At 56.6% G+C, this 26525-nt stretch carries 23 protein-coding genes and 1 tRNA gene; 11 read left to right on the top strand and 13 right to left on the bottom strand.

Annotated features, from left to right (window positions below; all coding sequences use genetic code 11):
- Window positions 1-15: 15 nt before the first annotated feature.
- The 5 genes from GS630_RS12225 to GS630_RS12205 all read right to left on the bottom strand — a co-directional run bounded on the left by GS630_RS12225 (window position 16) and on the right by GS630_RS12205 (window position 6002).
- Entirely contained in the window at window positions 16-939 is a 924-nt protein-coding gene (locus GS630_RS12225; protein ID WP_171620543.1) for an alpha/beta hydrolase, read from the bottom strand.
- 12 nt (window positions 940-951) lie between these two features.
- Window positions 952-2841: an acyl-CoA synthetase gene (locus GS630_RS12220; protein ID WP_171620541.1), complete on the bottom strand. Its 1890-nt coding sequence runs from the start codon at window positions 2839-2841 to the stop codon at window positions 952-954.
- 160 nt (window positions 2842-3001) lie between these two features.
- Window positions 3002-4822 (bottom strand): ABC transporter transmembrane domain-containing protein, encoded by a 1821-nt coding sequence (locus GS630_RS12215; RefSeq protein ID WP_171235432.1) that lies wholly within the window; start codon window positions 4820-4822, stop codon window positions 3002-3004.
- A 128-nt stretch (window positions 4823-4950) separates the two neighbouring features.
- Window positions 4951-5024 (bottom strand) — tRNA-Gly (locus tag GS630_RS12210).
- A gap of 105 nt (window positions 5025-5129) precedes the next feature.
- A complete protein-coding gene (locus GS630_RS12205; protein ID WP_171175586.1) occupies window positions 5130-6002 on the bottom strand; it encodes a MurR/RpiR family transcriptional regulator in 873 nt (290 codons plus the stop codon).
- A gap of 103 nt (window positions 6003-6105) precedes the next feature.
- On the opposite strand from GS630_RS12205, the gene GS630_RS12200 reads away from it, so the two are divergent.
- The 7 genes from GS630_RS12200 to GS630_RS12170 all read left to right on the top strand — a co-directional run bounded on the left by GS630_RS12200 (window position 6106) and on the right by GS630_RS12170 (window position 13957).
- Window positions 6106-6891, top strand: coding sequence for an N-formylglutamate amidohydrolase (locus tag GS630_RS12200; RefSeq protein ID WP_245223221.1), 786 nt, complete (start codon window positions 6106-6108; stop codon window positions 6889-6891).
- A gap of 16 nt (window positions 6892-6907) precedes the next feature.
- Window positions 6908-7429, top strand: coding sequence for a TRAP transporter small permease subunit (locus tag GS630_RS12195; RefSeq protein ID WP_171175590.1), 522 nt, complete (start codon window positions 6908-6910; stop codon window positions 7427-7429).
- The gene (locus GS630_RS12190; protein WP_171175593.1) at window positions 7429-8754 is read left to right on the top strand and encodes a TRAP transporter large permease subunit; all 1326 of its coding nucleotides are present in this window, start codon (window positions 7429-7431) and stop codon (window positions 8752-8754) included. Before GS630_RS12195 ends, GS630_RS12190 begins: the two co-directional genes overlap by 1 nt.
- A gap of 57 nt (window positions 8755-8811) precedes the next feature.
- Window positions 8812-9849 carry a TRAP transporter substrate-binding protein gene (locus tag GS630_RS12185; protein WP_171175595.1) on the top strand — a complete coding sequence of 346 codons (1038 nt, stop codon included), beginning with the start codon at window positions 8812-8814 and terminating at the stop codon, window positions 9847-9849.
- 60 nt (window positions 9850-9909) lie between these two features.
- Window positions 9910-11271 (top strand): glutamine synthetase family protein, encoded by a 1362-nt coding sequence (locus GS630_RS12180; protein ID WP_171620539.1) that lies wholly within the window; start codon window positions 9910-9912, stop codon window positions 11269-11271.
- 90 nt (window positions 11272-11361) lie between these two features.
- Entirely contained in the window at window positions 11362-12744 is a 1383-nt protein-coding gene (locus GS630_RS12175; RefSeq protein WP_171620536.1) for an aldehyde dehydrogenase family protein, read from the top strand.
- Between the two features lie 67 nt (window positions 12745-12811).
- Window positions 12812-13957: an iron-containing alcohol dehydrogenase gene (locus GS630_RS12170; protein WP_171620534.1), complete on the top strand. Its 1146-nt coding sequence runs from the start codon at window positions 12812-12814 to the stop codon at window positions 13955-13957.
- Window positions 13958-14015: 58 nt separating this feature from the next.
- Here GS630_RS12170 and GS630_RS12165 read toward each other — a convergent pair whose 3' ends face one another.
- A complete protein-coding gene (locus tag GS630_RS12165; RefSeq protein WP_171620532.1) occupies window positions 14016-15248 on the bottom strand; it encodes an HlyD family secretion protein in 1233 nt (410 codons plus the stop codon).
- A complete protein-coding gene (locus GS630_RS12160) occupies window positions 15245-15649 on the bottom strand; it encodes a hypothetical protein (protein ID WP_216599800.1) in 405 nt (134 codons plus the stop codon). The genes GS630_RS12165 and GS630_RS12160 overlap by 4 nt, the downstream gene beginning before the upstream one ends.
- 185 nt (window positions 15650-15834) lie before the next feature.
- Here GS630_RS12160 and GS630_RS12155 point away from each other — a divergent pair, with 185 nt between their 5' ends.
- The 3 genes from GS630_RS12155 to GS630_RS12145 all read left to right on the top strand — a co-directional run bounded on the left by GS630_RS12155 (window position 15835) and on the right by GS630_RS12145 (window position 17963).
- Complete coding sequence (locus GS630_RS12155; protein ID WP_171620528.1) at window positions 15835-16908, top strand: FAD-binding oxidoreductase; 1074 nt, start codon at window positions 15835-15837, stop codon at window positions 16906-16908.
- The gene (locus GS630_RS12150; RefSeq protein ID WP_171620526.1) at window positions 16905-17558 is read left to right on the top strand and encodes a DUF938 domain-containing protein; all 654 of its coding nucleotides are present in this window, start codon (window positions 16905-16907) and stop codon (window positions 17556-17558) included. Before GS630_RS12155 ends, GS630_RS12150 begins: the two co-directional genes overlap by 4 nt.
- Before the next feature lie 69 nt (window positions 17559-17627).
- The gene (locus tag GS630_RS12145; protein WP_171620524.1) at window positions 17628-17963 is read left to right on the top strand and encodes a carboxymuconolactone decarboxylase family protein; all 336 of its coding nucleotides are present in this window, start codon (window positions 17628-17630) and stop codon (window positions 17961-17963) included.
- A 34-nt stretch (window positions 17964-17997) separates the two neighbouring features.
- On the opposite strand, the gene GS630_RS12140 is transcribed toward GS630_RS12145, so the two are convergent.
- The 6 genes from GS630_RS12140 to GS630_RS12115 form a co-directional block, all read right to left on the bottom strand.
- On the bottom strand, window positions 17998-20505 hold the full coding sequence (locus GS630_RS12140) for an FAD-dependent oxidoreductase (RefSeq protein ID WP_171620522.1): 2508 nt from the start codon (window positions 20503-20505) through the stop codon (window positions 17998-18000).
- A 142-nt stretch (window positions 20506-20647) separates the two neighbouring features.
- Window positions 20648-20911, bottom strand: a complete 264-nt coding sequence (locus GS630_RS12135; protein WP_171620520.1) for a hypothetical protein — start codon at window positions 20909-20911, stop codon at window positions 20648-20650.
- A gap of 100 nt (window positions 20912-21011) precedes the next feature.
- Window positions 21012-22421, bottom strand: coding sequence for an FAD-binding oxidoreductase (locus GS630_RS12130; protein WP_171620518.1), 1410 nt, complete (start codon window positions 22419-22421; stop codon window positions 21012-21014).
- 91 nt (window positions 22422-22512) lie between these two features.
- Window positions 22513-24300, bottom strand: coding sequence for a gamma-glutamyltransferase (gene ggt, locus GS630_RS12125; protein WP_171620516.1), 1788 nt, complete (start codon window positions 24298-24300; stop codon window positions 22513-22515).
- Window positions 24301-24411: 111 nt separating this feature from the next.
- Window positions 24412-24795, bottom strand: a complete 384-nt coding sequence (locus tag GS630_RS12120) for a GFA family protein (protein WP_171236950.1) — start codon at window positions 24793-24795, stop codon at window positions 24412-24414.
- A gap of 20 nt (window positions 24796-24815) precedes the next feature.
- Complete coding sequence (locus GS630_RS12115) at window positions 24816-25802, bottom strand: D-glycerate dehydrogenase (protein WP_171176248.1); 987 nt, start codon at window positions 25800-25802, stop codon at window positions 24816-24818.
- A gap of 198 nt (window positions 25803-26000) precedes the next feature.
- Between GS630_RS12115 and GS630_RS12110 the strand changes: the two genes are divergently transcribed.
- On the top strand, window positions 26001-26462 hold the full coding sequence (locus GS630_RS12110) for an SH3 domain-containing protein (protein WP_171620745.1): 462 nt from the start codon (window positions 26001-26003) through the stop codon (window positions 26460-26462).
- The last annotated feature ends 63 nt before the right edge of the window (window positions 26463-26525 follow it).

The following is a 26525-nucleotide window of genomic DNA, read 5'->3' as shown; positions in this document are numbered from 1 at the left end:
TAGGCGGTAAAGGACTTAGTCGTAAGACCAGATCCCCTGCCCCAGCGCTTCGATAGCGACCGAGATACGCTCAAAGCTTTCTGCTGCGCGTTTCACCGAGGTACGAGCGCGCAAATAGCCATGAACCAGGCCGGACTCATTGATCCAATGGGCCTTACCTCCTGTCGCCGCTATCTTCTCGCAGTAGTTCGGCCCATCATCCCGTAGCGGATCGCAATCTGCAGTCACCACTACTGTGGGCGGCAGGTTCGAAAAATCACTGTCCTGCAAAGGTAAATAGGTTGGGTCACCTTCGGGCTGATCCCCGGCGTATCGGACGGATTCATAGAACTTTATATCGTCCAAAGTCAGCAACGGGGCGTGGGCGTGTTCCAGGTAGGAGCCATTGGTTCGGTCCCCACCAAGCAGGGGAAAAATCAGCACTTGGCCCAAAATGCCTTCCAATCGGCCCCGCGCGTGATGGGACACCGCAGCGGCAAGGTTTCCTCCGGCACTGTCACCCGCCAAGATCAACGGGTCACCATATTCACGCGCTGCCCAGTTCACTGCTGTCCAACAATCATCGAACTGCGCGGGGTGCACATGTTCAGGGCACAGCCTGTAGTCAACTGCGACCACACGATACCCTGTTTGCGCGCAAAGTTCAGCGCAGACGTCATCGTGGCTGTCCAGCCCACCCAACACAAATCCACCGCCATGGAAATAAACGACGGATCGGGTGGGCTGACCAGCGGTGTAGATGCGGACAGGAACTCCATCGGCTGTCAGATCCTGTGTTTCCACCCCGACAGGTCGCGGTTGGCGGAAATCCTGACACATGGTGTCATAGACGCGGCGCTGATCTTCGATTGAAAGATCAACCGCATCATCAGGATAGCTTTCAGCCGTGCGACGTATGAACGCCCAGGTTTCCTCGTCAATCAGGCGTTCATAATCCATTGTCCCTCCGGCTTACTCAGACCACTCCCACGGCTGGGTATATGCGCCCAGCACTTTCGAGACATCGTCTTCCGAAGATCCATTCGCGTCAAGCTGCGCGACAAGGCCACGCTTTTTATCATCGATCACCGAAACAACACGCGCCGATACCTCAGCTGTCTCAAGCGCACCATTATAGATACGTGTGATAGCCTGTTTACGCAGATCGGGCTTAAAGACCTTACCAACCGCAGTTTTGGGCAATTCGTCCAGAATGGTCATATGTTTGGGCTGCGCCGCACGTTCATGCACATGAACCTTGCAGTAGTCCATAAGCTCTTTTTCCGTGACCGAGGCGCCTTCGACCAGTTCTACAAACGCACATGGCACTTCACCGGAATGCGCGTCGGGCTGGCCAATGGCGCCGGCAAACGCGACTGCGTCATGGCCCAATAGCGCTTCTTCGATTTCGGCTGGGTCAATGTTATGGCCACCGCGAATGATCAGATCCTTGGCGCGGCCTGTGATCCAAAGGTATCCGTCTTCGTCAAACCGTCCCAAATCACCCGTACGCAGGTATTTGTCATAATAATAGAGATCTACGTTCTTATCGGCCTCGGTATAGGTGTTGCCCGCATAGACACCCGGGTTCGAGATACAGATTTCTCCGATTTGATCGGTATCGCATTCGACCGGTCCCTCCGGCCCGCTTTGCAGGATTTTCACATCCGTATAGGGGAACGGAATACCGATCGATCCGATCTTTTTTTCACCATCCACAGGGTTACACGACACCAGGCACGTGGCCTCGGTCAGGCCATAGCCTTCGACGATCTTCACACCCGTAGCTTCTTCAAAGCGACGGAACAACTCAACCGGCAGCGGGGCCGAGCCAGAGAAAGCTGTCTTCACGCTTGAGATATCGGCATCAACCGGGCGCTGCATTTTGGCCGAGATGGCAGTGGGTACAGTGATAATGAAAGACACCTTCCAGCGTTCGATCAGCTTCCAGAAGTTGTCGAAAACGCCGTCTCCGCGATACCCGGCTGGTGTCGGGAAGATCACATGCGCGCCCGAGGACACGGCTGCCATCATAATCACGTGGACAGCAAAGACGTGGAACATAGGCAGCGGGCACATGATGACGTCGTTTTCGTCAAACAGCAGCGTATGTCCCAACCAGCCGTTATAGACGAGACCAGAATACTTGTGTTGCGCCACTTTTGGCATGCCGGTCGTGCCGCCCGTATGGAAATAGCACGCAACACGGTCTTCCTTGCTGTCTTCAAATGTCAGCGTCGTCGGCTGTTTGACCAACTCTTTATTAAAGTTCTTGTAATTCGCATGGGCGAGTTTTTCCCTGTCACCCATCTTGGGGCGCAGGAAAGGCACCAACCAGGACTTGGGCGGTGTCAGATAGCGGTTCAGGTCGATTTCCAGAATGGTGCTGACCTTGGGCGCGTGGCGGACCGCTTCCTCCACTTTCTGGGCCACATCCGTTTTTGGGAAAGACTTCAGCGTCACCACAACCTTGGCGCCGGTCTCGCGCAGGATGGCCGCAATCTGTTCCGGCTCAAGCAGCGGATTGATTGGGTTCACGATCCCGGCTACCGCGCCGCCCATCATGGTGATCAGAGTCTCGTTACAGTTGGGCAGCACATAGGCCACCACATCTTTTTCGCCCACACCCAGTGAACGGAAGAGGTTCGCAGCCTGATTAACCTTGCCCTGCAATTGTGACCAGGTCAGGGTCTCGGCTTTGTCGGTTGGTCCCGACAACAGTTGAAAACTGATGGCATTGTGGTTGGGAAACTTCTCTGCCGTGCGCGACAAGAGCTGATGGAAGGTGACGGGCAGATCCCGATCCTCCCACGGCATTTCCTGTTCCATGCGCGTTTTGTCTTCCAATCCCACAAAGGCCATGTGGTTCCTCCCGTTATTTTCTCCCGCATTTTGCGCAGGCTTGTTGTTCGCCTCCAAGATGGGATCAAAAACGAGCCCGCGCAAGCGAGGGCTTAGCTGTGACAGTGAGTAAAATGTAGAATGACGCTACGGCGGAAAGGGAAATGCCCGTGCGTCACCCTTATTCCGCGGCGACACCGTCGGTGAATTGCAACCGGGCCAGACGCGCATAGAGCCCGTCCTGAGAAACCAGATCGTCATGGCTGCCTTGCGCCACGATACGGCCTTCTTCCAGCACAACAATGCGGTCGGCTTTCTTCACAGTTGCCAAGCGGTGTGCAACGATCAGGGTTGTGCGTCCGGCCCGCATCTGGTCCACCGCGCCCTGTACCGCGCGTTCGCTTTCCGCATCCAGAGCCGAAGTTGCCTCGTCCAGCAACAGAACCGGCGCGTCGCGCAGAATGGCCCGCGCAATGGCGATACGCTGCTTCTGACCGCCTGACAGCATCACGCCGCGTTCGCCAACAAAGCTGTCATACCCTTCCGGCAAGGCAGCAATAAAGTCATGCGCGGCAGCGGCACGGGCCGCGGCTTCAACTTCGGCATCGGTTGCATCTAGACGCCCGAAGCGGATGTTTTCACGGGCCGAGGCAGCAAAGATCACAGGGTCCTGAGGAACCAGAGCCATATGCGTACGGAAATCTGCCCGATCCAGTTCTCTCAGGTCGTGGCCATCCAACGTGACCCGGCCCGAATTGGGGTCATAGAACCGCTGGATCAACTGAATGACTGTCGTCTTGCCCGCGCCGGAAGGTCCGACAAAGGCAACCGTTTCACCCGGATTGACCTGAAGCGAAAGATGATCCAGCGCAACGGTGTCGGGACGCGACGGATAACGGAAGCTGACATCTTCGAAGCGGATTTCACCTTGAACATCCTTGGGCAGGATCATGGGCTTGGCAGGATCGGTCACGGTGTCTTGCGCATTGAGAAGTTCGACCAGACGCTCTGTTGCCCCGGCAGCGCGTTGAAGTTCGCTCCAGATTTCGGACAGGGCCGCGACCGAGCCGGCCATAATGACCGAATAGATCACGAACTGCACCAGTACGCCTTCGGTCATCACGCCGTTGCGCACATCATTTGCACCCATCCACAAGACGCCGACGATGCCCGAAAAGACCAGAAAGATCACAATTACCGTCAGTACCGCACGGGTTTGAATGCGGCGCAGCGATACCACGTAGGACGTTTCGGTCATCTCTCCGAATTGCTTGCGGCTTTCCTGTTCGTGGGTAAAGGCCTGCACCGTCTGAACAGCGCCCAGAGCTTCACCTGCGTTTCCGGACGAGGCTGCAATCCAATCCTGATTCTCGCGGCTGATCACACGCAGACGGCGACCCAAAACCAATATCGGAACAATGACAATCGGGATCAGTAACAGAACCAAACCCGTCAATTTGGCCGAGGTCAGCAACATCAGCACCAGCCCGCCGAAAAACATCAACATGTTACGCAATGCGATCGACACCGAAGACCCAAGAACCGACTGAATCAGGGTCGTGTCCGTTGTGATCCGGCTGAGCACCTCACCCGTCATGATGCGTTCATAGAATTCCGGGCTCATCGCGATCACGCGATCGAACACGGCCTTGCGAATATCGGCGACAACGCGTTCGCCCAAGCGCGTGACCAGCGCGTATCGGATGCCGGTGCCCACGGCCAAAACAGCGGCAATGCCCAACGCGGCCAGAAAATACCAATCCAGCAGCTCGCCGTCCTGGATGCGAAAGTTGTCGATCACGCGCCGAACCGCCAGTGGCAGAGTCAGCGTCATGCTTGCGGTCAGAATCAACGCCAATGTCGCGCCAATCATCAAAAACTTATAGGGCTTCATGAATGGCCAGAGCGAGGCCAGCACCCCAATTTTCTTTGAGCGGGCCCGCTCTTCACTGGCACCGGGTGCAGCGGCTGGCGCTGGTTTACTGGCGGTTTGTCTTGCCATGTCGGGCCCTTATGGATTGAACTCTAGGAAGTGACCGCTTTCTTGGCCTCAGCCGCCCTTTTGGTCAAGCATGACAACAAGGATCAGCACCCCGAAAGGGCCATTTGACGCAGAAAAGGTTGGGATCTTGGAGCGGGTAGACGGAATCGAACCGACATAGCCTGCTTGGAAGGCAGGGGCTTTACCATTAAGCTATACCCGCAAATGGTTTGCGTTGGTTAAGTCATGCACCCGGGCGCGTCAAGCAGGAAGTCGCAAATTTTGCGCCTCAGTTTTAGAACCACAGCGCCCCGTCGTATTCGCCCCTTCAATCCTGGTTGCGGAATATTCGTGTCGAAGAAAAAAACTGCTCCAGTTCTTCGATCCGCTCTTTGCTTTCCTCCCACCGTGCTTCCTGTACTTCGGCAATCAGAGTCTCGGAAATCAGTTGCAGTGCTATCGTCGAATCCCAGCTCGAGGGAGCCTCGACCAAGGCGTGGAATGTGTAGTTGGCGGTCTTACCGATTGGTGAACCCCACTGGTCCGTAAACAAAACAACCGTTACGCCCCGGCTTGAAGCAACTTGCGCAAGTTTCTCCAAATGCGCTTCGTATCGCCGAATGTCGAAGATCACCAGGACCGAGGACGCATCCATGTCCAAAAGGTATTGCGGCCAGACATTCGCTGAATTGCCCAGCATAGTTACGTTGGGCCGGATGATCTGCATGTGATTGAACAGATAATCCGCGTTGGATCGGGTGATGCGGCCACCCACCACATAAAGATGCCGGTCCGTTTCAGCCAATAGCTGGGCGACGGTGTCGAACATCTCTTTGTCCAGACGCTCCAGCGTGTGGCGCATGTTTGTCCAGACGGCCTGCGCAAAGCGCGTTGTCGGGTGTTCGGCATCGTCATCGACAACCCAGGCATCTCGTTTCGAGATCGGTTTCTTGATCTGCGCTGCCACTTCTTCGCGCAGGGCATCCTGCAGGTCCGGAAACCCATCGAACCCAAGCTTGCGGGCCATGCGAATAACAGTTGGCGTCGAGACCTGAGCCGCAGCCGCCAGCTTGGTGATCGATTGCAGCCCTGCCATCGGATAGTCCTGCAATAGGACAGACGCCAACTGACGTTCTGATCGGGTCAAATCGTCCAATTCGTCCTGAATCCGCTGTTTGACCAGCTTTACAACGGCGGCCATCGACACCCTCGATTTTTAAATTTGTTACAGAATATTCCTGCCTGTAGTTTTGTCTACAGTAATTTTCTTGACAGGTACGAAGTTGCTGTAACAAATGCTACCTATGCGACAAGAAACCGAGTCATCCCTGCTGCAATCTGCCGAAGCCCCGGCAGCCCGTGTGCTGAATGCACGGGGCCGCGCGCCTGCAGTGTTGGTGTGCGAACATGCCAGTCGCTTCATACCTGCGGCTTTGCAGAATTTGGGTCTGGATGACGATGCGGCCCGGTCGCATGTCGCATGGGATATCGGTGCGATGGAGCTATCGATTGAGCTGATGGGGGCGCTGGATGCACCGTTGGTGTATTCGCGCGTCAGTCGCCTTGTCTATGACTGCAATCGCCCACCGGAACGCGAAGATTCCATGCCGTGCCTCAGCGAAGTGTTCTCAGTCCCCGGCAATATAAACCTGACCGCGGCCCAGCGCGCCCAACGGCTTCACGAGGTGTACGAACCGTTCCGACAGCTGTTGTCTTCAACACTGGACGCAAGACATGAACGACCGGTTGTCATCACGATCCACAGCTTCACGCCAGTCTACAAGGGACAAAAAAGGACGGTGGAGCTGGGCATTTTACATGATGAAGATGATCGGGCAGCCCAGATCATGCTGCAACAGGCGCAAGGATCAGGGCTGAGCGTTGCGCTTAACCAACCTTATTCGGCCACCGATGGCGTCACGCACACCTTGCGGGAACATGCGATCAAACGCGGTCTTCCAAATGTCATGATCGAAGTGCGGAACGACCTGATCGACACTCCAAAAGGTGTGAACCTCATGGCAGGTTTGCTAACGCCAGTCCTGCAATCGGTCATCACGGCGTTTTCGCGCACGGAGGCCAAATTATGAAAACAGAGGTATCGAGATGAAGTTTATGCGGGGATATGTGGCGGTAATCGACCGCACGAACCGCTGGGTCGGGCGCGTGATCATGTATGGCATTTTCGTCATGATGGGCATTCTGCTCTGGTCTTCGATCTCGAAAACTTTCTTTCTGCCATCACTCTGGACACTGGAAATGGCCCAGTTCGCAATGGTGGCCTACTACATGCTTGGTGGTCCGTATTCGATTCAGATGGGGTCGAATGTACGAATGGACTTGCTGTATGGTGAATGGTCTCATCGCCGCAAGGCCTGGACCGATGCGTTTACTGTCCTGTTTCTGATCGTCTACCTTATCGTTCTGCTGTGGGGTGGTTGGGACAGTCTGATGTACTCGTTCCAATATGGCGGCGAGCGCAGCGCGACGATTTGGAGGCCTTACTTGTGGCCGGTCAAGATGATCATGGTTATCGGCATCTTCCTGATGTTGCTGCAAGCCGTATCTGAATTGTTCAAGGACATCTTGCGCCTGCGTGGCGACGACATCCCGCGTGAGGTAATCTGATGTCCTACGAAATGATTGCCTTGCTGATGTTTGCATCAATGATGCTGATGATGCTGACCGGGCAGAGAGTGTTCGGTGCAATCGGCTTTGTCGCCGTGGTCTCGGCTCTCTTCCTGTGGGGAGATCGGGGCGGCTATGACCTTGGGTTTGCAGCCGCAATCAAGGTCATGAAATGGTATCCGTTGCTGACACTGCCCATGTTCATCTTCATGGGATACATTTTGTCCGAAAGTCGGATCGCCGATGATTTGTACAAGATGTTCCATGTCTGGATGGGTGGCTTGTCAGGCGGGCTGGCCGTTGGCACCATCGGGCTAATGGTGCTGATTTCGGCGATGAACGGACTGTCCGTAGCCGGAATGGCGATCGGTGCGACCATTGCCTTACCGGAACTTCTGCGTCGGAACTATGACAAACGTATGGTGACGGGTGTCATACAGGCCGGATCATCCTTGGGAATTCTTGTACCACCGTCAGTGGTTTTGGTTCTGTACGCGATGATCGCGCGGCAACCTGTTGGCCAGTTGTGGCTCGCTGGCGTGCTTCCGGGCCTGATGATGGCAGCGATGTTCATCATCTATATTGTCATCCGTTGCCGCATAACACCTTCGCTCGGTCCGGTTCTACCCGCCGAAGAGCGCGACATTCCGTTTCCGGAGAAGCTGCGCCTGTTGCAGTCTGGTCTGTTACCTTTGGGTATTTTCGCCGTAATGATGGTTCCGTTTGTGAACGGCTGGACCTCGCTGGTGGAATCTTCCGCCATTGGAGCCATCACGGCTATGGCAGCGGCGGCGTTGAAAGGTCGGCTGACGCGTAGGGTCTTTGAAAACTCCATTCGGCATACATTGGGCATTTCCTGTATGTTCATGTGGATCATTCTGGCGGCTCTGGCGTTTGGCGCTGTTTTCGACGGGCTGGGTGCGGTCAAAGCCATTGAAAGTCTTTTCACCGAGAAACTGGGCCTGTCCCCTTGGATGATACTAATCCTGATGCAACTCAGCTTTATCCTGATGGGAACATTCCTGGATGATACTGCCATGCTCGTCATTGTCGCCCCACTTTACGTTCCGCTGGTGGGGGCACTGGGCTTCGATCTGATCTGGTATGGCGTTCTTTATACCATCACGACGCAGATCGCGTACATGACGCCGCCGTTCGGCTACAACCTCTTTCTGATGCGTGCGATGGCCCCTCCGGAGATTTCACTGCGCGATATCTACAGCTCCATCATTCCTTTTGTTCTGGTGATGGTCTGCGCCTTGGCCACTATCATAATCTTCCCGGAAATTGCGCTTTGGCTACCGAATTATGTTTACGGAAAATAAGTCACAAGACCCCGGAAAGGGGCGAAATTCTGCAAGATCAAACAGAGGAGAAAGACAATGACAACAAGACGCAGATTTCTAAGTTCCGCCGGTTTGGCAGGTGCTGCCACGTTGGCGAGCCCGGCAATTGTCAAAGCGCAATCAGCCATCAAGTGGCGCTTCCAGACCTATGCCGGCGGCGCGTTGGGAGAGCATGTAACCAAACCCGCAATCGACTACATAAACGCAAACGCCAATGGTGAGCTTGAGATCGAGCTGTTCTACGCCGACCAGATCGTCCCAACAGGCGAACTGTTTCAGGCTCTGCAGCGCGGCACGATTGACGGGGTACACTCGGATGACGATTCGATGGCGTCACCGACCCCCCTGCGTCAGTTCGGTGGTTATTTCCCGTTTGCAACCAAACACATTCTGGATGTGCCTGTGCTGTTCAATCAGTACGGTCTGGCCGATATCTGGCGTTCGGAATACGAAAAAGTCGGCGTGGCATGGTTGTCGGCTGCGGGTCAGGACCCGTGCAACTTCAACACCAAAAAGGAAATCAAAACGCTTTCCGATCTGGATGGCCTCAAACTCTACACCTTCCCGACCGCGGGTCGTTTCCTGGCCAAGTTCGGTGTGGTGCCGGTAAACATTCCTTACGAAGACGCCGAGGTCGCGGTACAAACCGGGGAACTGGACGGCATGGCCTGGTCTGGCATCACCGAGGACTACACTGTGGGTTGGGCGGATGTGACAGATTACTTCCTGACCAACAACATTTCAGGCGCGTGGATCGGATCGTGGTTCGCCAACCAGGAACGCTGGGCAGAACTGCCGGACCATCTGAAATCTGTGGTTATGGCGGGTATCGAAGCGGGCCACACGTATCGCAACCAGTGGTACTGGGGTGGTGAAGCGGCCTTGCGCGCGAATGGCGACAAGCTGCAGCTGCGCCAGGTTCCGGCCGCCGAATGGAAAGAAGTCGAAAACGCAGCCATCGAATTCTGGGACGAGGTCGCACAGGAAGGTGAAGTTCACCAGAAGATAGTCGGCATATTCCGGGAGTATAACTCGGTTATCAACCAGGCCGGTGCCCCTTACACTTTCGATTAACATCAAAATCGGGGGGCATTGCCGTCCAGTGCCCCCTTTGAGAAGCATGAGGTTTGCTCCATGACCGCTAATTTGACCTTTGAAACCCTGACATCACGAGTGGCCAACGGCGAGATTGATACTGTTCTTGTTTGCCTGGTGGACATGCAGGGACGCTTGATGGGCAAGCGCTTTCACGCAGGCCATTTCGTCGCCGGCGCATGGGAAGAAACACATTGCTGCAACTACCTACTGGCCACCGATCTGGAGATGGCGACACCCGACGGGTATGCCTCGACCAGTTGGGAACGGGGGTATGGTGATTATGTCATGAAACCCGATCTGAGCACGCTGCGCCCGGTTCCGTGGCTTGAGGGTACGGTCATGGTGATGTGCGATGTGCTGGATCATCATACACACGAAGAAGTGCCGCACGCGCCGCGTTCGATCCTGAAAAAGCAGGTCGCGCGACTGAATGCTATGGGTTTTGATGCGATGTGCGCAACCGAACTGGAGTTTTTCCTGTTCGAGAAGAGCTTTGATGAAATTCGTAAGGAAGGCTTCAGCAATCTGGAACCGATCTCGGGCTACAATGAAGACTATCACATTCTTCAAACGACCAAGGAAGAGCACGTGATGCGCCCGATCCGCAATCACCTGTGGGACGCTGGAATACCGGTCGAAAACTCGAAGGGCGAGGCCGAGACCGGGCAGGAAGAACTGAATATAAAATACGCGCCTGCGATGGACACGGCCGAGTATCATTCGATCGCCAAGAATGCCGTGAAAGAGATCGCCTGGCAGCACGGGCATGCGGCAACGTTCCTGCCGAAATGGCATCATGACAAGGTGGGCAGCTCCAGCCATGTGCATCAGTCACTTTGGGCTGATGGAAAGCCGGCTTTCTTTGATGCGAATGATGAGCTGGGTATGTCGGATCTGATGAAAAGCTATATGGCGGGTCTGCTGAAATACGCCGCCGATTATACCTATTTCATGGCCCCCTACATCAACAGCTACAAACGATTCATGAAGGGAACCTTTGCGCCGACGCGGATCATCTGGTCGGTCGATAATCGCACCGCCGGATTCCGGTTGTGCGGCGACGGCACCAAGGCCGTTCGGATAGAGTGCCGAATTCCGGGTTCAGACATGAACCCTTATCTGGCATTGGCCGGGATGTTGGCCGCCGGGATCGCCGGGATCGAGGAAAGTCTGGAGTTGCAACCGCCTACCACGGGTGACGTTTATCAAGGTGAAACGGGCATGATCCCGGGCAACCTGCGCGCGGCGCGGGATGCGCTGCATAGCTCGGCCATGTTGCGGGAGGCGATGGGAGACGACGTTGTCGATCACTACTCGCGTGCAGCGGAAGTTGAGATCGAAGAGTTCGAGCGCGTGGTCACTGACTGGGAAGTCGCCCGCGGGTTTGAGCGAGCGTAGGGTTCTGGCTGGGGGCTCTGCCCCCAGACCCCCGAGGTATTTTTGGCCAGATGAAGCAGGGATCCTGCTTATTTACTACATGGAGTGAACATGGGGCAGATGTTGAAATGTGTCTCACCGATTGATGGATCGGTTTTTGCGGAACGAGAGGTGTTGTCTCGGGACGCGGCGTTTGGGGTAGCGAGTCAGGCGCGGGGCGCGCAAGCGGCCTGGGCAGCGCGGCCCTTGCAGGAACGGATTGATCTAGTCATGGCTGGCGTAACGGCCGTGGGTGCGATGAATGACGAAATCGTGCCAGAACTGGCCCGTATGATGGGCCGTCCCGTACGTTATGGCGGTGAGTTTGGTGGCTTCAATGAACGCGCGAGCCACATGGCGGAGATTGCCGAGGCATCTCTGGCAGACATCGCGGTGGGGGAAGACGAGACATTCAAGCGTTACATCAAACGCATTCCGCATGGGGTGGTGTTTGTGGTGGCACCCTGGAACTATCCGTATATGACGGCGATCAACACAGTCGCCCCGGCATTGATTGCGGGAAACACTGTGGTCCTGAAACATGCCACCCAGACCCTATTGGTTGGCGAGCGGATGGCGCAAGCCTTTCATGCAGCAGGCGTCCCTGAAGAGGTATTCCAGAACGTATTCCTGAGCCATGACGTCACCCATGACCTTATTGCGGGCAATGCGTTTGACTTTGTGAACTTCACCGGCTCGGTCGGCGGTGGACAGGCGATGGAACGCGCAGCGGCTGGAACATTTACCGGCGTCGGGACCGAGCTGGGCGGCAAGGACCCGGGCTATGTCATGGAGGATGCCGATGTGGATGCCGCTGTCGATACGTTGATTGATGGCGCGATGTTCAATTCGGGCCAGTGCTGCTGTGGGATCGAGCGCATTTACGTGCACGAAAGCCTTTATGACGATTTTGTCGCCAAGGCGGTGGAGATCGTGAAGGGATACAAGCTGGGTAACCCGCTGGACGCTGAGACCACCATCGGACCTATGGCCAACGCGCGTTTCGCCGATGAAGTGCGGGCACAAATTGCCGAGGCCATTGAGACAGGCGCGGTTGCGCATATCGAAGCCTTCCCTGAGGATGATGGCGGCGCTTATCTGACCCCTCAAATATTGACCAATGTGACCCACGACATGCGCGTGATGCGGGATGAGAGCTTTGGACCGGTTGTGGGCATCATGAAGGTCTCGTCTGATGACGAAGCAATCGCGCTGATGAATGACAGTAAATTTGGCCTGACCGCCAGCCTCTGGACCCGTGATGTAGATCGCGCAACGCGAGTTGGCGACCAGATCGAAACCGGCACGGTGTTCATGAACCGTGCGGATTATCTGGACCCCGGTCTTTGCTGGACCGGCTGCAAGAACACCGGGCGCGGCGGCGGTCTGTCGGTTATTGGCTATCACAATCTCACCCGTCCCAAATCCTACCACCTGAAAAAGGTCACGGTCTAAGGACGATGGTCTGCTCGGGTTTGACCCCCTCCCCCGAGCAGACCTCAAATACTAAAGGAAACCTGACATGTCACTTGTTGGAAACTGGTCCTATCCGACCGCAATCAAATTCGGCGCAGGGCGTATCAAGGAACTGCCCGAAGCCTGTGCTGCGGCAGGGATGAAAAAACCCCTTCTGGTTACAGACAAGGGCTTGGCAGATCTGCCGATTACTTCGGCAACGCTGGATATCATGGACGCTGCCGGTTTGGGCCGCGGACTGTTCAGTGATGTGGACCCCAACCCGAACGAGAAGAACCTTGAAGCGGGCGTCGCCGCATATACTGCGGGAGGGCATGACGGGGTGATCGCCTTTGGCGGAGGTTCGGGGCTGGATCTGGGAAAGATGGTTGCTTTCATGGCCGACCAGACGCGCCCTGTTTGGGATTTTGAGGATATCGGTGACTGGTGGACGCGCGCCGATGCGGATGTGATTGCGCCGATCATCGCGGTGCCAACTACGGCCGGTACGGGGTCGGAAGTGGGACGTGCCAGCGTCATCACCAATTCCGTAACCCACGCCAAGAAGATCATCTTCCACCCAAAGGTGCTGCCAACCGTGGTGATCTGCGACCCCGAACTTACCGTGGGAATGCCCAAATTCATCACTGCAGGTACCGGTTTGGATGCATTTGCGCACTGCGTTGAAGCCTTCTCCAGCCCGCATTATCACCCGATGAGTCAGGGCATTGCTTTGGAAGGGATGCGGCTGGTGAAGGATTACCTGCCGCGCGCCTATGCCGACGGCACCGATATTGAAGCCCGCGCCCAATTGATGAGCGCAGCAGCCATGGGCGCGACGGCCTTCCAAAAAGGGTTGGGCGCGATCCACGCAATGAGCCACCCGATTGGTGCGGTGTTCAATACCCACCACGGAACCACCAACGCGGTTTGTATGCCCGCTGTGTTGGAGTTCAACGCCCCCGCCATCGCGGACAGGTTCCAACAGGCAGCGGCTTATCTGGGCATTGATGGTGGCTTTGACGGCTTCCGCGCTTTTGTGCAGGAATTCAACGACAGCCTCGGCATCCCGCGCACCCTTTCTGATCTGGGCGTCACCGAAGCTTCGATCCCCGAGCTGGTTGAAGGCGCGATCATTGATCCCTCTTGCGGGGGCAACCCGATCGAGTTGACGAAAGAAAACCTGACGCAATTGTTCAAAGCAGCACTTTGAAACAGAAAGGCCCGGCAATACCTGCCGGGCCTTTTACATTTGGTTCCCCAGGGCCGGATCAGTGCCCGGTCAGCACCAGAGTATTCACCGGCATCAGGATCAATCGCAGGCGCAGACCTGCGGCATGGACCACACCGATCGTGTCGACCACATGCAGGAAGGCGGCCTCCCAAAACCCAAGGTGTTCGTGCTCCAACCGCTCATGGTTGTCCGTGTAGACATTGGCCAGGCAGTTGCTGCCCGGTGGAATGTCATCGGCCATTCCTTTGTATAGCGGCTCCATATAAACAAGGATCGATCCGGGATTTTTGTTGGTCTGCACATCGCGCAGCTCGTCCGAAGGACGGAGTTGGCCGGAAGGAATGACATCCTGAACTTCGACCACAACCGTCGGGATCACGGTGAACGGCTTTGTCATACAACCCAACTCACCGATCATGCCCGGTTTGATGACTTGGGCAGACAGTTGGCTGAACGCAGCTTGGAACCGGTCATGTCCCGTATGGGACGGCACCAGAATACCAGCGGGGCGCAGCAACGGGCTCACATAGTCACCGACTTGCAAGCTAAACTGTTCAACCCGTCCAGTAACACCGGCGAGGATAACTGTTTTGTCCAGCTCGGTTTGCGCGGCGTCCAGTTGCGCAATCGCGCTGGCCAGTTGGGCTGGGATCAGTTCTTCGATCTGCTGCTCAACGGCTGCACGTTTGGCTTCAGCGGCAACAACCTGCGCCTCTCGCTCGGCGACCAGGTTTTCCAGGCGCTCAATCTCGGCGAGTCTTACCGCACTTGACCCTTCGTCCCGCAAAGTCGTGTTACGCTCCAAATCCTCGAGCGCCTGCGCAAGAGTTGCTTTGGACCCGGCAATTCCAGCTTCGGCCTCGGCCAAATCGGTTTCCGCCACCTTAAGCGAGGCCTGGACCTGCGCGATCTGTGCATTTGCCGCCTGGACCTGTGCGGTTTGGCTGAAATCTTCGATCCGGAAAATCGGCTGACCCGCTGTGACCAACTGGTTGTTCTGGACGAAAACCTCTGAAACACGCCCGCCCAGCTGAGGCAGGATCGTCACTGTGCGGAAATAGGACGCAGCCGTTTTGCTGGCCGGGTGGAAGTAAAACAGCGTGGTAATTACAGTCAGCGCCAGAATGGCACATGTCGTCAGGCCCCAACGCAGTTCGTACCACATGGTAAACAAAGTGATTTCGTGGCCTATACGTTTACCCTGTACAAACCGACGGAACAAATAATCGGGCAGCACCGTAATCAGGGCGCAAAGCATGGTCTCGATCATTTGCTTTGCTCCTGCGCTTCGCTTGCTTCTGTAACGGGTGCAGCCGGAGCAACAGTCTCGGGCACGGGGTCCGGTACAGGCGATCGGCCAAGGGACCGAATGGCATCAGCAATGTTCTTGAGTGGTGTGGCAAAGTCCGGGAATTGGAAACCCGCGACCAGAATGGCGGCAACCCAGAAAAGACCGTTATGCGTAAACAGCGCAAGCAGCGCCAAAATACCAACCAATTGAAATTGCGGGTGGTTGTTTTCATGGGCCATTTTTTCCGGCACAGAATGGAGCGTCAGGTACCCGACACCGATCAACACCACCAAGACGACAAAAAAGACGACCATAGCTGAAAACAAGTAGTCGCTTCCGTCAGCTGCGACAACGTAACGGGGAATATGCCTAGTGGCCATTGGATGAAGGTCTGCTGCAGTCACCTTGCCCTCCTTAAAATTTTGATTCGTCTTTGACCGGGTTGAAGCGTAAATTCAAGGCTGCTTATAGTCTGGAAACCAAAACGCAAGGCGAATGAAGGGCTTAGGGGGTAATTTGCAAACAATGAGCACCAAACGCATTTTTTCCAGAATGCGTGAACGTCATGATTGATTTCTTGATCATAGGAGGTGGTATCGCCGGTCTCAGCGCTGGTGCGCGCCTGTCGCAGCACGGAACCGTGATGGTGCTCGAGGCCGAGGATGCACTGGGCTACCACGCATCGGGCCGGTCTGCGGCGATGTTTGAAGAAAGCTATGGGCCGCCTTCGGTGGTGGCTCTTAACAAGGCAGGCGCTGCCTTCCTGCACACGCAGAACGGTGGGTATCTGACGCCGCGCGGCCTGATGCTGATCGGCGCACAGGATCAGTCTGACCTGTTTGCCGCCGATCGCCGTGACCTGAACATGACGCACATATCGGTGGATGACGCCATCGCACGCGTTCCGATCCTGAACCCCGACCAGGTGGGCTTTGCGGCCATCAGCGAAGCCGCTTTTGATATCGATACAGATCGTTTGCTGCAGGATTTTGCCCGAACCATTCGGAACAACGGCGGGACGATTTCGACCATGCACAAAGTCACAGCGATCCGCAAGGACGTGCATTGGATCGTCACCGCGGGTCAGAATTTTGAAGCCCGGAATGTGGTCAACGCCGCCGGGGCGTGGGTTGACCAGATTGCCGATCTTGCGGGCCTTCCCCCAATCGACATTACCCCACGCCGTCGTTCGATGGCACGATTGCCCGCCCCCGGTGGGCATGATGTTTCCGGCTGGCCCATGATGCTGGGTGTCGGTGAAACATGGTACGCCAAACCCGACGCCGGGAAACTGCTTGTGTCCCCGTCCGAAGCCGACCCGGTTCCCCCGCAGGACGCCTATGCCGACGATATGGTACTGGCAGAAGGTCTGGCCCGGTATGAGGCATTGATGACCGAAACCGTCACGCGGGTCGAAACAAATTGGGCTGGGTTGCGCAGTTTTGCACCGGACGGAACTTTGGTGCTTGGAAGAGACCCACTGGAACCCTCCTTCATCTGGAGCGCAGGTCAGGGTGGCTATGGTTTCCAAACCGCACCTGCGGCGTCTCAATTGCTTTGCGATCTGGTTACAGGAGCTCCTCCTGCCCTTGATGCAAAGAATGTTGCGATGTTGTCCCCAGACAGGTTGAAACGATGATCAAACGCAACCTCCCCTCCTCTGCCAGCGTCGCCAATGTAGCCCAAGATGGCAAACTGGTCGCGCCCGCAGCCACGCGAAACTCCGACGCTTTGTGTGCATTGCTCCGTGATTGGGCTCCGCAACGGGGACAGGCGTTAGAGATCGCCAGCGGGACGGGTCAGCATATCGCGGCTTTTGCAACCCTGCTGCCGGGTCTGACGTGGCAACCTACGGAAATCGATCCTGAACGACGCGCTAGTATCGACGCCTACACGCGCGATTTGCCAAACGTTGAGACCGCCGAAGAACTGGACGCGACCGCCTCGGGGTGGCATGCCCGCTTTCCCGAACGAAACATGATCGTTTTGGTTAACCTGATACACTTGATCAGCTGGCAAGAAACGCGAACGCTCATCACTGAGGCCGCCACGGCGCTCGGGTCCTCTGGTCGATTTGTTTTATACGGACCATTCAAGCGATCAGGCCTGCTTACAAGCGAAGGCGACAAGAGATTTCACGAAGCTCTGATCCAGCAAGACCCGGACATTGGCTACAAAGAAGACACAGATATTATTGCGCTGTTTGAGGATGTCGGCCTGAAGGTCTTGGACACAGTCAACATGCCCGCCAACAACCTTGCATTCATCACATCGCGACCAGCAACCTGATCGAGATCAAAGTCAGATCCCCGCCTCCTGCTTCATATTCCATTTGCGAAATATGAAAAGGCATCAGCAATGGACTGGCAAGAAAAACTCTCGGAAACTCGCAAGAGCCTTCGCAATCTCAACGGGTCAATTCCCGAAACAACGCGCGCCTTTGGGGCGCTTGGGAAGGCCGTCAAAGAAGGCGGAACGCTCGACTACAAATCAAAGGAATTTATCGCTTTGGGAATGTCGGTCACACTGAGATGCGAGCCTTGCATCACCCTACACACAGAAGCCCTGATCAAAGCAGGCGCAACAAGAGACGAAGTGTCGGACGTACTGGCTATGGCCATTCAAATGGGTGGCGGGCCAGCCATGATGTACGCCGCAAAGGCGCTGGAGTGTTTCGACGCGCTTTCTGCGTAAAAAAAGGCCCCGGGGTGCCGGGGCCTTTCTTCGGTCAACCGTCCTTACGGATGGTTTCGTTTTTCGGGTCGTAGGGGCTGTCGCAGGTGACAACTGCATCCCAAAGTTTGTCCTGCATTTTGACCTTCAGCTTGGTACCCTCGACGGCCAGATCGGGCTTCACATAGCCCATGCCGATGGATTTCTCGAACGCCACCGAGTAACCGCCCGATGTCAGACGGCCCACACGCTCACCTTCCGGGGTATACAGCACCTCACGGCCCCACGGGTCGGCATCTTCCGGGCCGTCGATCAGCAGGGTGCAGCACTTTACGCGTATACCGGTCTCTTCCAGCTTGGCCTTGCCGTAGAAGTCCTTGGACAGATCGACAAAGCGCGGCAGGTCAGCTTCCAGCGGGGTCGCATCACGGCCCAGTTCGGTGCCGAAGGCACGGTAGGATTTCTCCTGACGCAGCCAGTTCTGGGCACGTGCGCCGACCAGCTTCATACCGTGTTTCTCACCCGCTTTCTCCAGCAGGTCGAACAGGTAGTTCTGCATCTCGATCGGGTGATGCAGTTCCCACCCCAGCTCACCTGTATAGGCCACGCGGATCGCGTTGACCGGGCACATGCCCAGTTCGATCTGACGGGCCGACAGCCACGGGAAGCGCTTGTTGGACAGCGCGGTTTCTGGATCGGCGTCCTTGATGACCTCTTTCAGAACGTCGCGGGACTTGGGTCCGGCGATGGCAAAAACGCCCCACTGAGTGGTCACGTCCTGGATTTCGATATACCCGAACTCCTCCATCTTGTCCTCGGCCGCCTTGCGCAGATAGTCGGCGTCGTATTCGGTCCAAGCACCGGCAGAGACGATATAGTAGTTGTTCTCACCATTGCGGACGATGGTGTATTCGGTGCGGGTGGTGCCGTGCGAAGTCAGCGCGTAGGTCAGGTTGATGCGACCGACCTTGGGCAGCTTGTTGCAGGTAAACCAATCCAGAAACTGGGTCGCGCCGGGGCCTTTGACGACATGTTTGGTGAATGCCGACGCGTCGATCAGGCCAACGCCTTCGCGGATCGCCTTGGCTTCTTCGACGGCGTATTGCCACCAGCCACCACGGCGGAACGACCGGCTTTCCTTGTCGAAATTGTCAGGTGCATCGACGGGGCCGAAATAGTTCGGACGTTCCCAGCCATTGACCCAGCCGAACTGTGCGCCGCGTGCTTTCTGGCGGTCATAGGCCGGAACGGTGCGCAGCGGACGGCAGGCTTCACGCTCTTCATCGGGGTGGTGCAGGATGTAGACGTGTTCGTAGCACTCTTCGTTCTTGCGCGCCGCAAACTCGGTTGTCATCCAGTTGGACGAATACCGTTTGGGGTCCAGCGAGGCCATGTCGATCTCGGCTTCTCCATCGACCATCATCTGCGCCAGATAATAACCGGTGCCACCAGCAGCGGTGATACCGAAGCTGAAACCCTCGGCCAGCCACATGTTGCGCAGACCCGGAGCCGGGCCAACCAGCGGGTTGCCGTCGGGGGTATAGCAGATCGGGCCGTTGAAATCATCTTTCAGGCCGGAGTCAGCGCAGGAAGGCACCCGTTCCGCCATCGCCATATACTGATCTGCGATACGATCAATGTCCAATGGAAACAGATCGGCACGGAAGCTGTCCGGCACGCCGTATTCGAAGCGCGCTGGTGCCCCGTGCTCGTAGATACCCAGAATCCAGCCCCCGCGCTCTTCGCGCGCGTAGGATTCGTTGTCGGCGTCGCGCACAACGGGGTGCTCGGGGTTGCCGGCTTCACGCCATTTGACCAGCTCGGGGTCTTTGTCCATGACGATGAAGGTATGCTCGACCGGGATTGCAGGCATCTTGATACCCAGCATCTTGGCGGTGCGCTGCGCATGGTTGCCCGATGCAGTCACAACGTGTTCGGCCGTGATGACGACCTGCTCGTCGGATGGGACAAGGTTGCCGCCCTGTTCGACCATCTTGGTGCAGGTGACTTCCCAATGGGTACCGTTCCAGTGGAAGGCATCAGCCTGCATTTTGCGGACGATATCCACGCCGCGCTGGCGGGCACCTTTGGCCATGGCCTGCGTGACGTCTGCGGGGTTAATATAGCCGTCCTCGGTGTGATAGATCGCACCTTTCAGATCGCCGGTTTCAATCAAAGGCCAGCGCTCTTTGATCTGATCCGGGGTCAGCCATTCGTATTTGACGTCACACGTCTCAGCCGTTGAGGCATAGAGCATGTATTCGTCCATACGATCCTGCGTCTGTGCCATGCGCAGGTTGCCGACCACCGCAAAGCCCGCGTTCAAGCCGGTTTCTTCTTCGAGCGTCTTGTAGAAGTCGACCGAATACTTGTGGATGTGGGTCGTCGCGTAAGACATATTAAACAGCGGCAACAGGCCAGCTGCGTGCCATGTCGAGCCCGAGGTCAGCTCGTCCCGTTCGATCAACATCACATCGTCCCAGCCTGCTTTGGCCAGGTGATAGGCAATCGAGGTTCCAATGGCGCCACCGCCAACGACCAGTGCTTTGACTTGGGTTTTCATAACCGGGCGTCTCCCCTTGAATTCAGCTGACACCATATGGCGCAGTTAAGGGGCGACGCGCGACATTCATCCGACCAGTGATGGGAAAAAAACGACCCTAAACCCGAATGCAGGTCCAAGATCGGTCATTCCGCCGCAATGTTCACCCGCTTGAACTGCAGCGTTTACTGGTTCCGACTGTAATGCAGACCAGTTTGCCTCGGTCCTCGTTGGGTTTCTGCGCTGCGGGTTCCTTTGGTTTGGAAACACGGGCTTCTGCCTCATCTACGCTGTCTGCGAGACCAACACGCGATGACACCGAATCCAGATAGCCTTTCATGTTCAGACCGTTTTCCGATGCTTTGGCCTGCTGATGATAGTCCAGCCCCGCGACGGCCAATCCGCAGATTGCCACAAAGCCTGCCAAGTATTTGCACTCATATCGACCACCTGTTTGCGTTCGGCTTTTAAAAACCAAAACAACTGGACGTTTTGACGGCACAAAACGGACCAGATCAGGAAAATTATTATGGACGACCAGACAGTATCTTGCCGGGGTTCATTATGTTGTCAGGATCCAACGCGGCCTTGATCGCTGCCATATACCGCGTTGCACCCCCTAGTTCTTTTATCAGATAAGGCTGCTTGCCCTGCCCAATGCCGTGTTCACCAGTGCAGGTGCCTTCCATTGAAATGGCCAGATCATTCAACCAGCCAACAAAGGCGTCGGCCTTAGCGACCTCTTCTGTATTTTCCATATCGATCAGCAACAGCGTGTGGAAATTCCCGTCCCCCACATGGCCCACAACCGGAGCAAGCAAGCCAAGTTCGGCTGCCTTTCTTTGGGTCTGGGTCACACATTCGGCCAGACGTGAGATCGGCACACAAACATCCGTAGAGATTCCCTGCGCACCGGGACGCAGTTGTAGACACGCCCAATACATATCATGCCGCGCCTGCCACAGCTTGTTCCTCTCTTCGGTGGTCGATGTGGCGGCAAAGTCTGTACCCCCGAATTCTTCTGCGATCTGGCCAAACGTTTCAGCCTGTTCAACCGCGCCGCTTTCCGAGCCATGAAACTCCAGCAACAAGAGCGGCGTAGCGGGAAGGCTGAGCCCCGAATAGGCATTGGCAGCCTGAACCGAAAGCTCATCCAAAAGTTCGATCCGAGCGACCGGAATGCCATACTGAATGGTCATCATCACAGCACGGCAGGCCGCGTCCACCGTTGGAAACGAGCATCGGGCCGAACTGATGGCTTCGGGGATGCCTTGCAGCCGCAAGGTCAGTTCAGTGATGATCCCAAGCGTGCCTTCAGCTCCGATCAAAAGGCGGGCCAGGTCATACCCCGCTGACGACTTCTTGGCCCGGTGCCCGGTACGGATGATTTGACCGTCCGGCATGACCGCCTCAAGGCTCAGAACATTGTCCTTCATTGTTCCATACCGCACCGCATTGGTGCCCGAGGCGCGGGTAGCGGCCATCCCACCCAGCGAGGCATTGGCCCCGGGGTCTATCGGAAAGAACAGACCCTGATCCCGTAGATGCGTGTTCAGCGCCTCGCGCGTCACGCCTGGTTGTACGACGCAGTCCAGATCTTCGGCATGAACAGCAAGCACGCTGTCCATTTGCATCAGATCGACCGAAATGCCCCCTGCGGGCGCATTCACGTGCCCTTCCAGCGACGTGCCCGTGCCAAAAGGGATCACAGGCACCCGATGCGCGGCACAGGCTTTAACGATGTCTGAAACCTCTTGCGTGTTCTGCGGGAAAACCACGGCATCCGGACTTTGGTTTTCGATCCATGTCGTGGTGTGACCATGCTGTTCGCGGATTGCGGTGCTTGTTTGCAGCCTGTCACCGAAACGTTGTTTGAGAATGCTGATCGCCCTTTCGATGCCTGTTTCATTTCTTGGCAAGACTTTTGCTTGTACCATCGTCATCCTCTCTGCCCCAACGCATGGCTTGCCTTTCAGGACATGACTGAAAGGCTCGCAAACGGTGGCAATCCTCATACATACCCGGGGCTTATTCGCCCAGCGCAATACCTTCGCGGCGCGGGTCCGCCCCGCCGCTTAGCCCTTCACCGATTTCAATAGCGTGCAAACCCGATGTCAGATCGCGCGGACTGACCTCAAAACCTTGCAGCACCAGCGCGTCCGTGAACCCTTCTGCTGCGGTGCCTGCCTCGACGTCATAGGTTCCGAAGCGATTGACTAGGTGTGGCAAGGAAAGCGCTTGCTGTACGTCCATATCCCAATCGGCCCAGGCGATAATCGATTTCGCGACATAACCGATGATGCGGCTGCCGCCTGGCGATCCAATCGCTAGAACCGGCGCACCGTCCTGCATCACGATGGTCGGGCTCATGGACGAACGCGGGCGTTTTCCGGGTTCCAGCCGGTTGGCAATCGGCACACCGTCGCTATGGGTTTTGAACGAGAAATCCGTCAGCTCGTTGTTCAAAAGGAACCCATTCGTCATCAACCTTGAGCCAAAGCCGTTTTCGATGGTCGTCGTCATCGACAGAACGTTGCCATAGCTGTCCACGATCGAGATATGCGAGGTCGAGGGAAACTCGAGCGAGACATCATCCGCCCAGTTCAGCGCATGGTCGAATTCGGGTTGGCCCGGCGCGATTTCGGCCAACGCAGCTTCGGTGTTCAACAAAGCCGCACGCTGCGCAAGATAATCCGGATCAACCAACCCCTTTGTCGGCATGGGAACAAAATCACTATCGGCCATGTAACGACCCCGATCCGCAAAAGCGAGGCGCGAGGCGTCTCCGATCAGCCGCCAGGCTTCCGCGCTTTCAGCACCCATCGCTGCCAGATCATAGTTGTTCAGCATCCCCAAAATCTGTCCCACGGTCAGCGCACCGGAAGATGGCGGGCCCATTCCGCAGACCTCGTAAGCTCGGTATTCAGCACAAACCGGTTCGCGTTCGATCACCTGATACAGCGCCAGATCAATGCCGGACAGAACACCGGGATTGCCCGGAGCGTTGCGCACTGTGCGGACAATATCCGCAGCAATCTCACCACCATAAAACCCTGCGGCCCCGTCGCTGGCCAATACACGCAAGGTATTAGCATAGGCCGGATTGGTCAGCCGTTGCCCTTGCTGCAAAAGCTCTCCGCCCGGCAGAAAGTAAGCGGCCGTTTCGGGAAAGCGCGACAAACGCTCAGCGTCGTTTTCAACAAGGCTGGCCAAGCGTGGCGAGACCAGGAAACCTTCATCTGCCAACCGAATGCCATCGGCGAACAAGCCGGGCCAGGACGAGCGGCCCCAGCGGCGATGCGCCTCTTCAAGCAGGGCTGGCGTGCCCGGCGTTCCTACGGACAATCCTCCGACGACCGCATCAAAGAATTTCAGCGGTTCGCCCTGTTCATCCTGAAACAGCCTTGGTTTGGCTGCCTGCGGTGCGGTCTCGCGCCCGTCCAGCGTTGTCATCCGACCAGTAGCTGCGTCGTACCAAACCAAGAACGCGCCGCCGCCCAGGCCAGAGGATTGCGGCTCAACCAGACCCAACACAACCTGCACGGCCACCATTGCATCAGCAGCGGACCCGCCTGCGCGCAGTACTTTGGCCCCGGCTTCAACGGCCAGTGGATTGGCGGCGGCCACCATCCAGTTCTCAGATGTAACCGGGACGCCGTCCAACTTGGCTTCAAGCGCAGCGATGACCTCTTCGGTCAGAGCCTTCACCTGCCCTTGTGTGGCGGTTTCGGGCGCAACGGCATCAGCTGCTTCCTGAGCAAAGCCTGGCGCTGAAAAAACAAATGCCGAAAGCAATAAAGCGGAAAAACATCTCATTTGGTCAAATCCTCCAATACTTTATTTATTTTCAGCCTAGTAAGCAATGCAACCGAACTGCAAGAGTTGGCCGCACAAGCGCAGGGTTGCGGCAGAGATTCGCGAAAGTAGCTATGCTTCAGCCTCATCCCGATCCTTCTCAAACCGATCCATTCCCATGAATTCGGGCAACCAGCATTCGCGCCGCGACACCCAACATTCATAGGTCGGCGTCAATTGGTTAGGCTCATCGAGGCATCCCAAATGCACCTCAACCTCGGAACCGCTGCGCGCAAACACCGGAGAGCCGCAAGTTGGGCAAAAGAACCGATCTGCATAGCCCTGTGAGGGGCCGGAAATCTTGACCGCACCGCTAGGGAATATTGCTGCGGCATAAAACAAAGCCCCATGATGCTTACGACAGTCCACGCAATGGCAAATCCCAACCCGAAGGGGACGGCCCGAAGCAGAAATGCGCAAACGTCCGCAGCGACATCCCCCTTCAAACAGGTTCATTCAGGCTCCTTTCCGGCGGCTCACAGCATTGAGGGCACAACCTGATCTGGCGGACGGTGGCCATCTTCGAAGGTCTTGATGTTGATGATAACTTTCTCACCCATTTCGATCCGCCCTTCCAGCGTGGCCGATCCCATGTGCGGCAAGAGCACAACATTGGGCAGCTGACGCAGCCGCGGGTTCACATCAGTACCCTGTTCGTAGACGTCCAGCCCTGCCCCTGCGATTTCGCCCGCACGGATCATCCGCGTCAGGGCGTTTTCGTCGACAACTTCACCACGTGACGTGTTTACGATTACGGCTGACGGCTTCATCAGCTTCAGTCGGCGTGCATTCATCAGGTGGAAGGTCGATGGGGTCGATGGGCAGTTGACCGAGATCACATCCATTCGCGCCACCATCTGGTCAAGGCTTTCCCAATAGGTCGCCTCTAACTCCTGCTCGATTTCGGGCCGCAGCCGGCGGCGGTTATGATAATGCACTTGCATTCCAAACGCACTTGCTCGCCGCGCAACGGCCTGTCCAATTCGACCCATACCCAGAATTCCCAAACGCCGCCCCCCGATGCGCCCGCCAAGAAAGGCGGTTGGAGCCCAGCCGGTCCAATCACCCTGCTGCATCACGCTCAACCCTTCGGGAATGCGGCGCGTGACGGCCAGGATCAGGGCCATTGTCATGTCGGCGGTGTCATCAGTCAGCACACCCGGCGTGTTCGAAACCAGAATGCCGCGCTGCCGGGCTGTGGACACATCAATATTATCGACGCCCGCCCCATAATTGGCGATCAGCTTAAGGTTTTCACCTGCCTGCCCCAGCAGGCCGCCGTCGATCGTGTCGGTCACCGTAGGCACAAGCACATCGGCTTCCTGTACCGCGGCCACAAGCTCATCTCTTGTCATGGGCGTGTCGTCATCGCGCAGGCGCACATCGAACAACTCGCTCAACCGGGTTTCAACTGCTTCGGGCAACCGTCGCGTAACGACAACACTCAGACGTTCTCTTGGCACCTCGGCCCTCCCACTGCTTTGCAAACAGACGCGCGCCATGTCATCGTGGCGCAGGATAAGGCGGGGCACAAGAACCCCAGTGGCATTGAGTCGACCTTTTTTCAAAACCGGATCAACAGGCATAAGAGCAGGCAGTCAGTGAGTGGTATTCGACCGGTAAAACGCCAATGTCTGGCGGCGATATCCGTATTTCTGGTCATGTTCAGCTCTTGGGCTGCGCATGCCGAGGACAAGCGCGGATCGGTTACCAACCTTCCCCTGCCCCGCTATGTTTCAATGAAAGCCGCTGAAGGGAACGTTCGGCGCGGGCCGTCGCTGAGCCATCGAATCGATTGGGTATTCAAGCGGCGCGGGATGCCGCTGCAAGTCACGGCTGAATACGGCAACTGGCGCAAAGTTCAGGACCGCGACGGCGCCGGTGGGTGGGTTCACTATGCTTTGTTGTCTGGTGTGCGCACGGTGCTGATCGAATCCGACATGCTGCCTGTATATGTGCGCCCCGATCCGGATTCGCCTGTGAACGCACATTTCGAGACTGGCGTCGTGGCCCGCCTTGGCACGTGCTCGCTGGATTGGTGCCGGATCACGGCCGGTGGCTATCGGGGCTGGACGCTGAAATCGAATCTCTGGGGCGTCGATCCAGCCGAAATCCGCGAATAAAGCACCTGCCGCTTGTTGCACAGGTCACGAAGCACAAGCGGTTTGAATTCCCCACTCGTTTGC

This window comes from Ruegeria sp. HKCCD7303 (assembly GCF_013111185.1).
Classification (GTDB): domain Bacteria; phylum Pseudomonadota; class Alphaproteobacteria; order Rhodobacterales; family Rhodobacteraceae; genus Ruegeria.
The sequence above is the reverse complement of the archived record's forward strand: the minus strand, read 5'-3'. Positions and strand labels throughout refer to the sequence as shown.

Excerpts from the sequence above, each read along its gene's own strand:
- GS630_RS12225 (WP_171620543.1), bottom strand. The coding sequence starts at position 939 with ATGGATTATGAACGCCTGATTGACGAGGAAACCTGGGCGTTCATACGT.
- GS630_RS12220 (WP_171620541.1), bottom strand. The coding sequence starts at position 2,841 with ATGGCCTTTGTGGGATTGGAAGACAAAACGCGCATGGAACAGGAAATG.
- GS630_RS12215 (WP_171235432.1), bottom strand. The coding sequence starts at position 4,822 with ATGGCAAGACAAACCGCCAGTAAACCAGCGCCAGCCGCTGCACCCGGT.
- GS630_RS12205 (WP_171175586.1), bottom strand. The coding sequence starts at position 6,002 with ATGGCCGCCGTTGTAAAGCTGGTCAAACAGCGGATTCAGGACGAATTG.
- GS630_RS12200 (WP_245223221.1), top strand. The coding sequence starts at position 6,106 with ATGCGACAAGAAACCGAGTCATCCCTGCTGCAATCTGCCGAAGCCCCG.
- GS630_RS12195 (WP_171175590.1), top strand. The coding sequence starts at position 6,908 with ATGAAGTTTATGCGGGGATATGTGGCGGTAATCGACCGCACGAACCGC.
- GS630_RS12190 (WP_171175593.1), top strand. The coding sequence starts at position 7,429 with ATGTCCTACGAAATGATTGCCTTGCTGATGTTTGCATCAATGATGCTG.
- GS630_RS12185 (WP_171175595.1), top strand. The coding sequence starts at position 8,812 with ATGACAACAAGACGCAGATTTCTAAGTTCCGCCGGTTTGGCAGGTGCT.
- GS630_RS12180 (WP_171620539.1), top strand. The coding sequence starts at position 9,910 with ATGACCGCTAATTTGACCTTTGAAACCCTGACATCACGAGTGGCCAAC.
- GS630_RS12175 (WP_171620536.1), top strand. The coding sequence starts at position 11,362 with ATGGGGCAGATGTTGAAATGTGTCTCACCGATTGATGGATCGGTTTTT.
- GS630_RS12170 (WP_171620534.1), top strand. The coding sequence starts at position 12,812 with ATGTCACTTGTTGGAAACTGGTCCTATCCGACCGCAATCAAATTCGGC.
- GS630_RS12165 (WP_171620532.1), bottom strand. The coding sequence starts at position 15,248 with ATGATCGAGACCATGCTTTGCGCCCTGATTACGGTGCTGCCCGATTAT.
- GS630_RS12160 (WP_216599800.1), bottom strand. The coding sequence starts at position 15,649 with ATGGCCACTAGGCATATTCCCCGTTACGTTGTCGCAGCTGACGGAAGC.
- GS630_RS12155 (WP_171620528.1), top strand. The coding sequence starts at position 15,835 with ATGATTGATTTCTTGATCATAGGAGGTGGTATCGCCGGTCTCAGCGCT.
- GS630_RS12150 (WP_171620526.1), top strand. The coding sequence starts at position 16,905 with ATGATCAAACGCAACCTCCCCTCCTCTGCCAGCGTCGCCAATGTAGCC.
- GS630_RS12145 (WP_171620524.1), top strand. The coding sequence starts at position 17,628 with ATGGACTGGCAAGAAAAACTCTCGGAAACTCGCAAGAGCCTTCGCAAT.
- GS630_RS12140 (WP_171620522.1), bottom strand. The coding sequence starts at position 20,505 with ATGAAAACCCAAGTCAAAGCACTGGTCGTTGGCGGTGGCGCCATTGGA.
- GS630_RS12130 (WP_171620518.1), bottom strand. The coding sequence starts at position 22,421 with ATGGTACAAGCAAAAGTCTTGCCAAGAAATGAAACAGGCATCGAAAGG.
- ggt (WP_171620516.1), bottom strand. The coding sequence starts at position 24,300 with ATGAGATGTTTTTCCGCTTTATTGCTTTCGGCATTTGTTTTTTCAGCG.
- GS630_RS12120 (WP_171236950.1), bottom strand. The coding sequence starts at position 24,795 with ATGAACCTGTTTGAAGGGGGATGTCGCTGCGGACGTTTGCGCATTTCT.
- GS630_RS12110 (WP_171620745.1), top strand. The coding sequence starts at position 26,001 with ATGTTCAGCTCTTGGGCTGCGCATGCCGAGGACAAGCGCGGATCGGTT.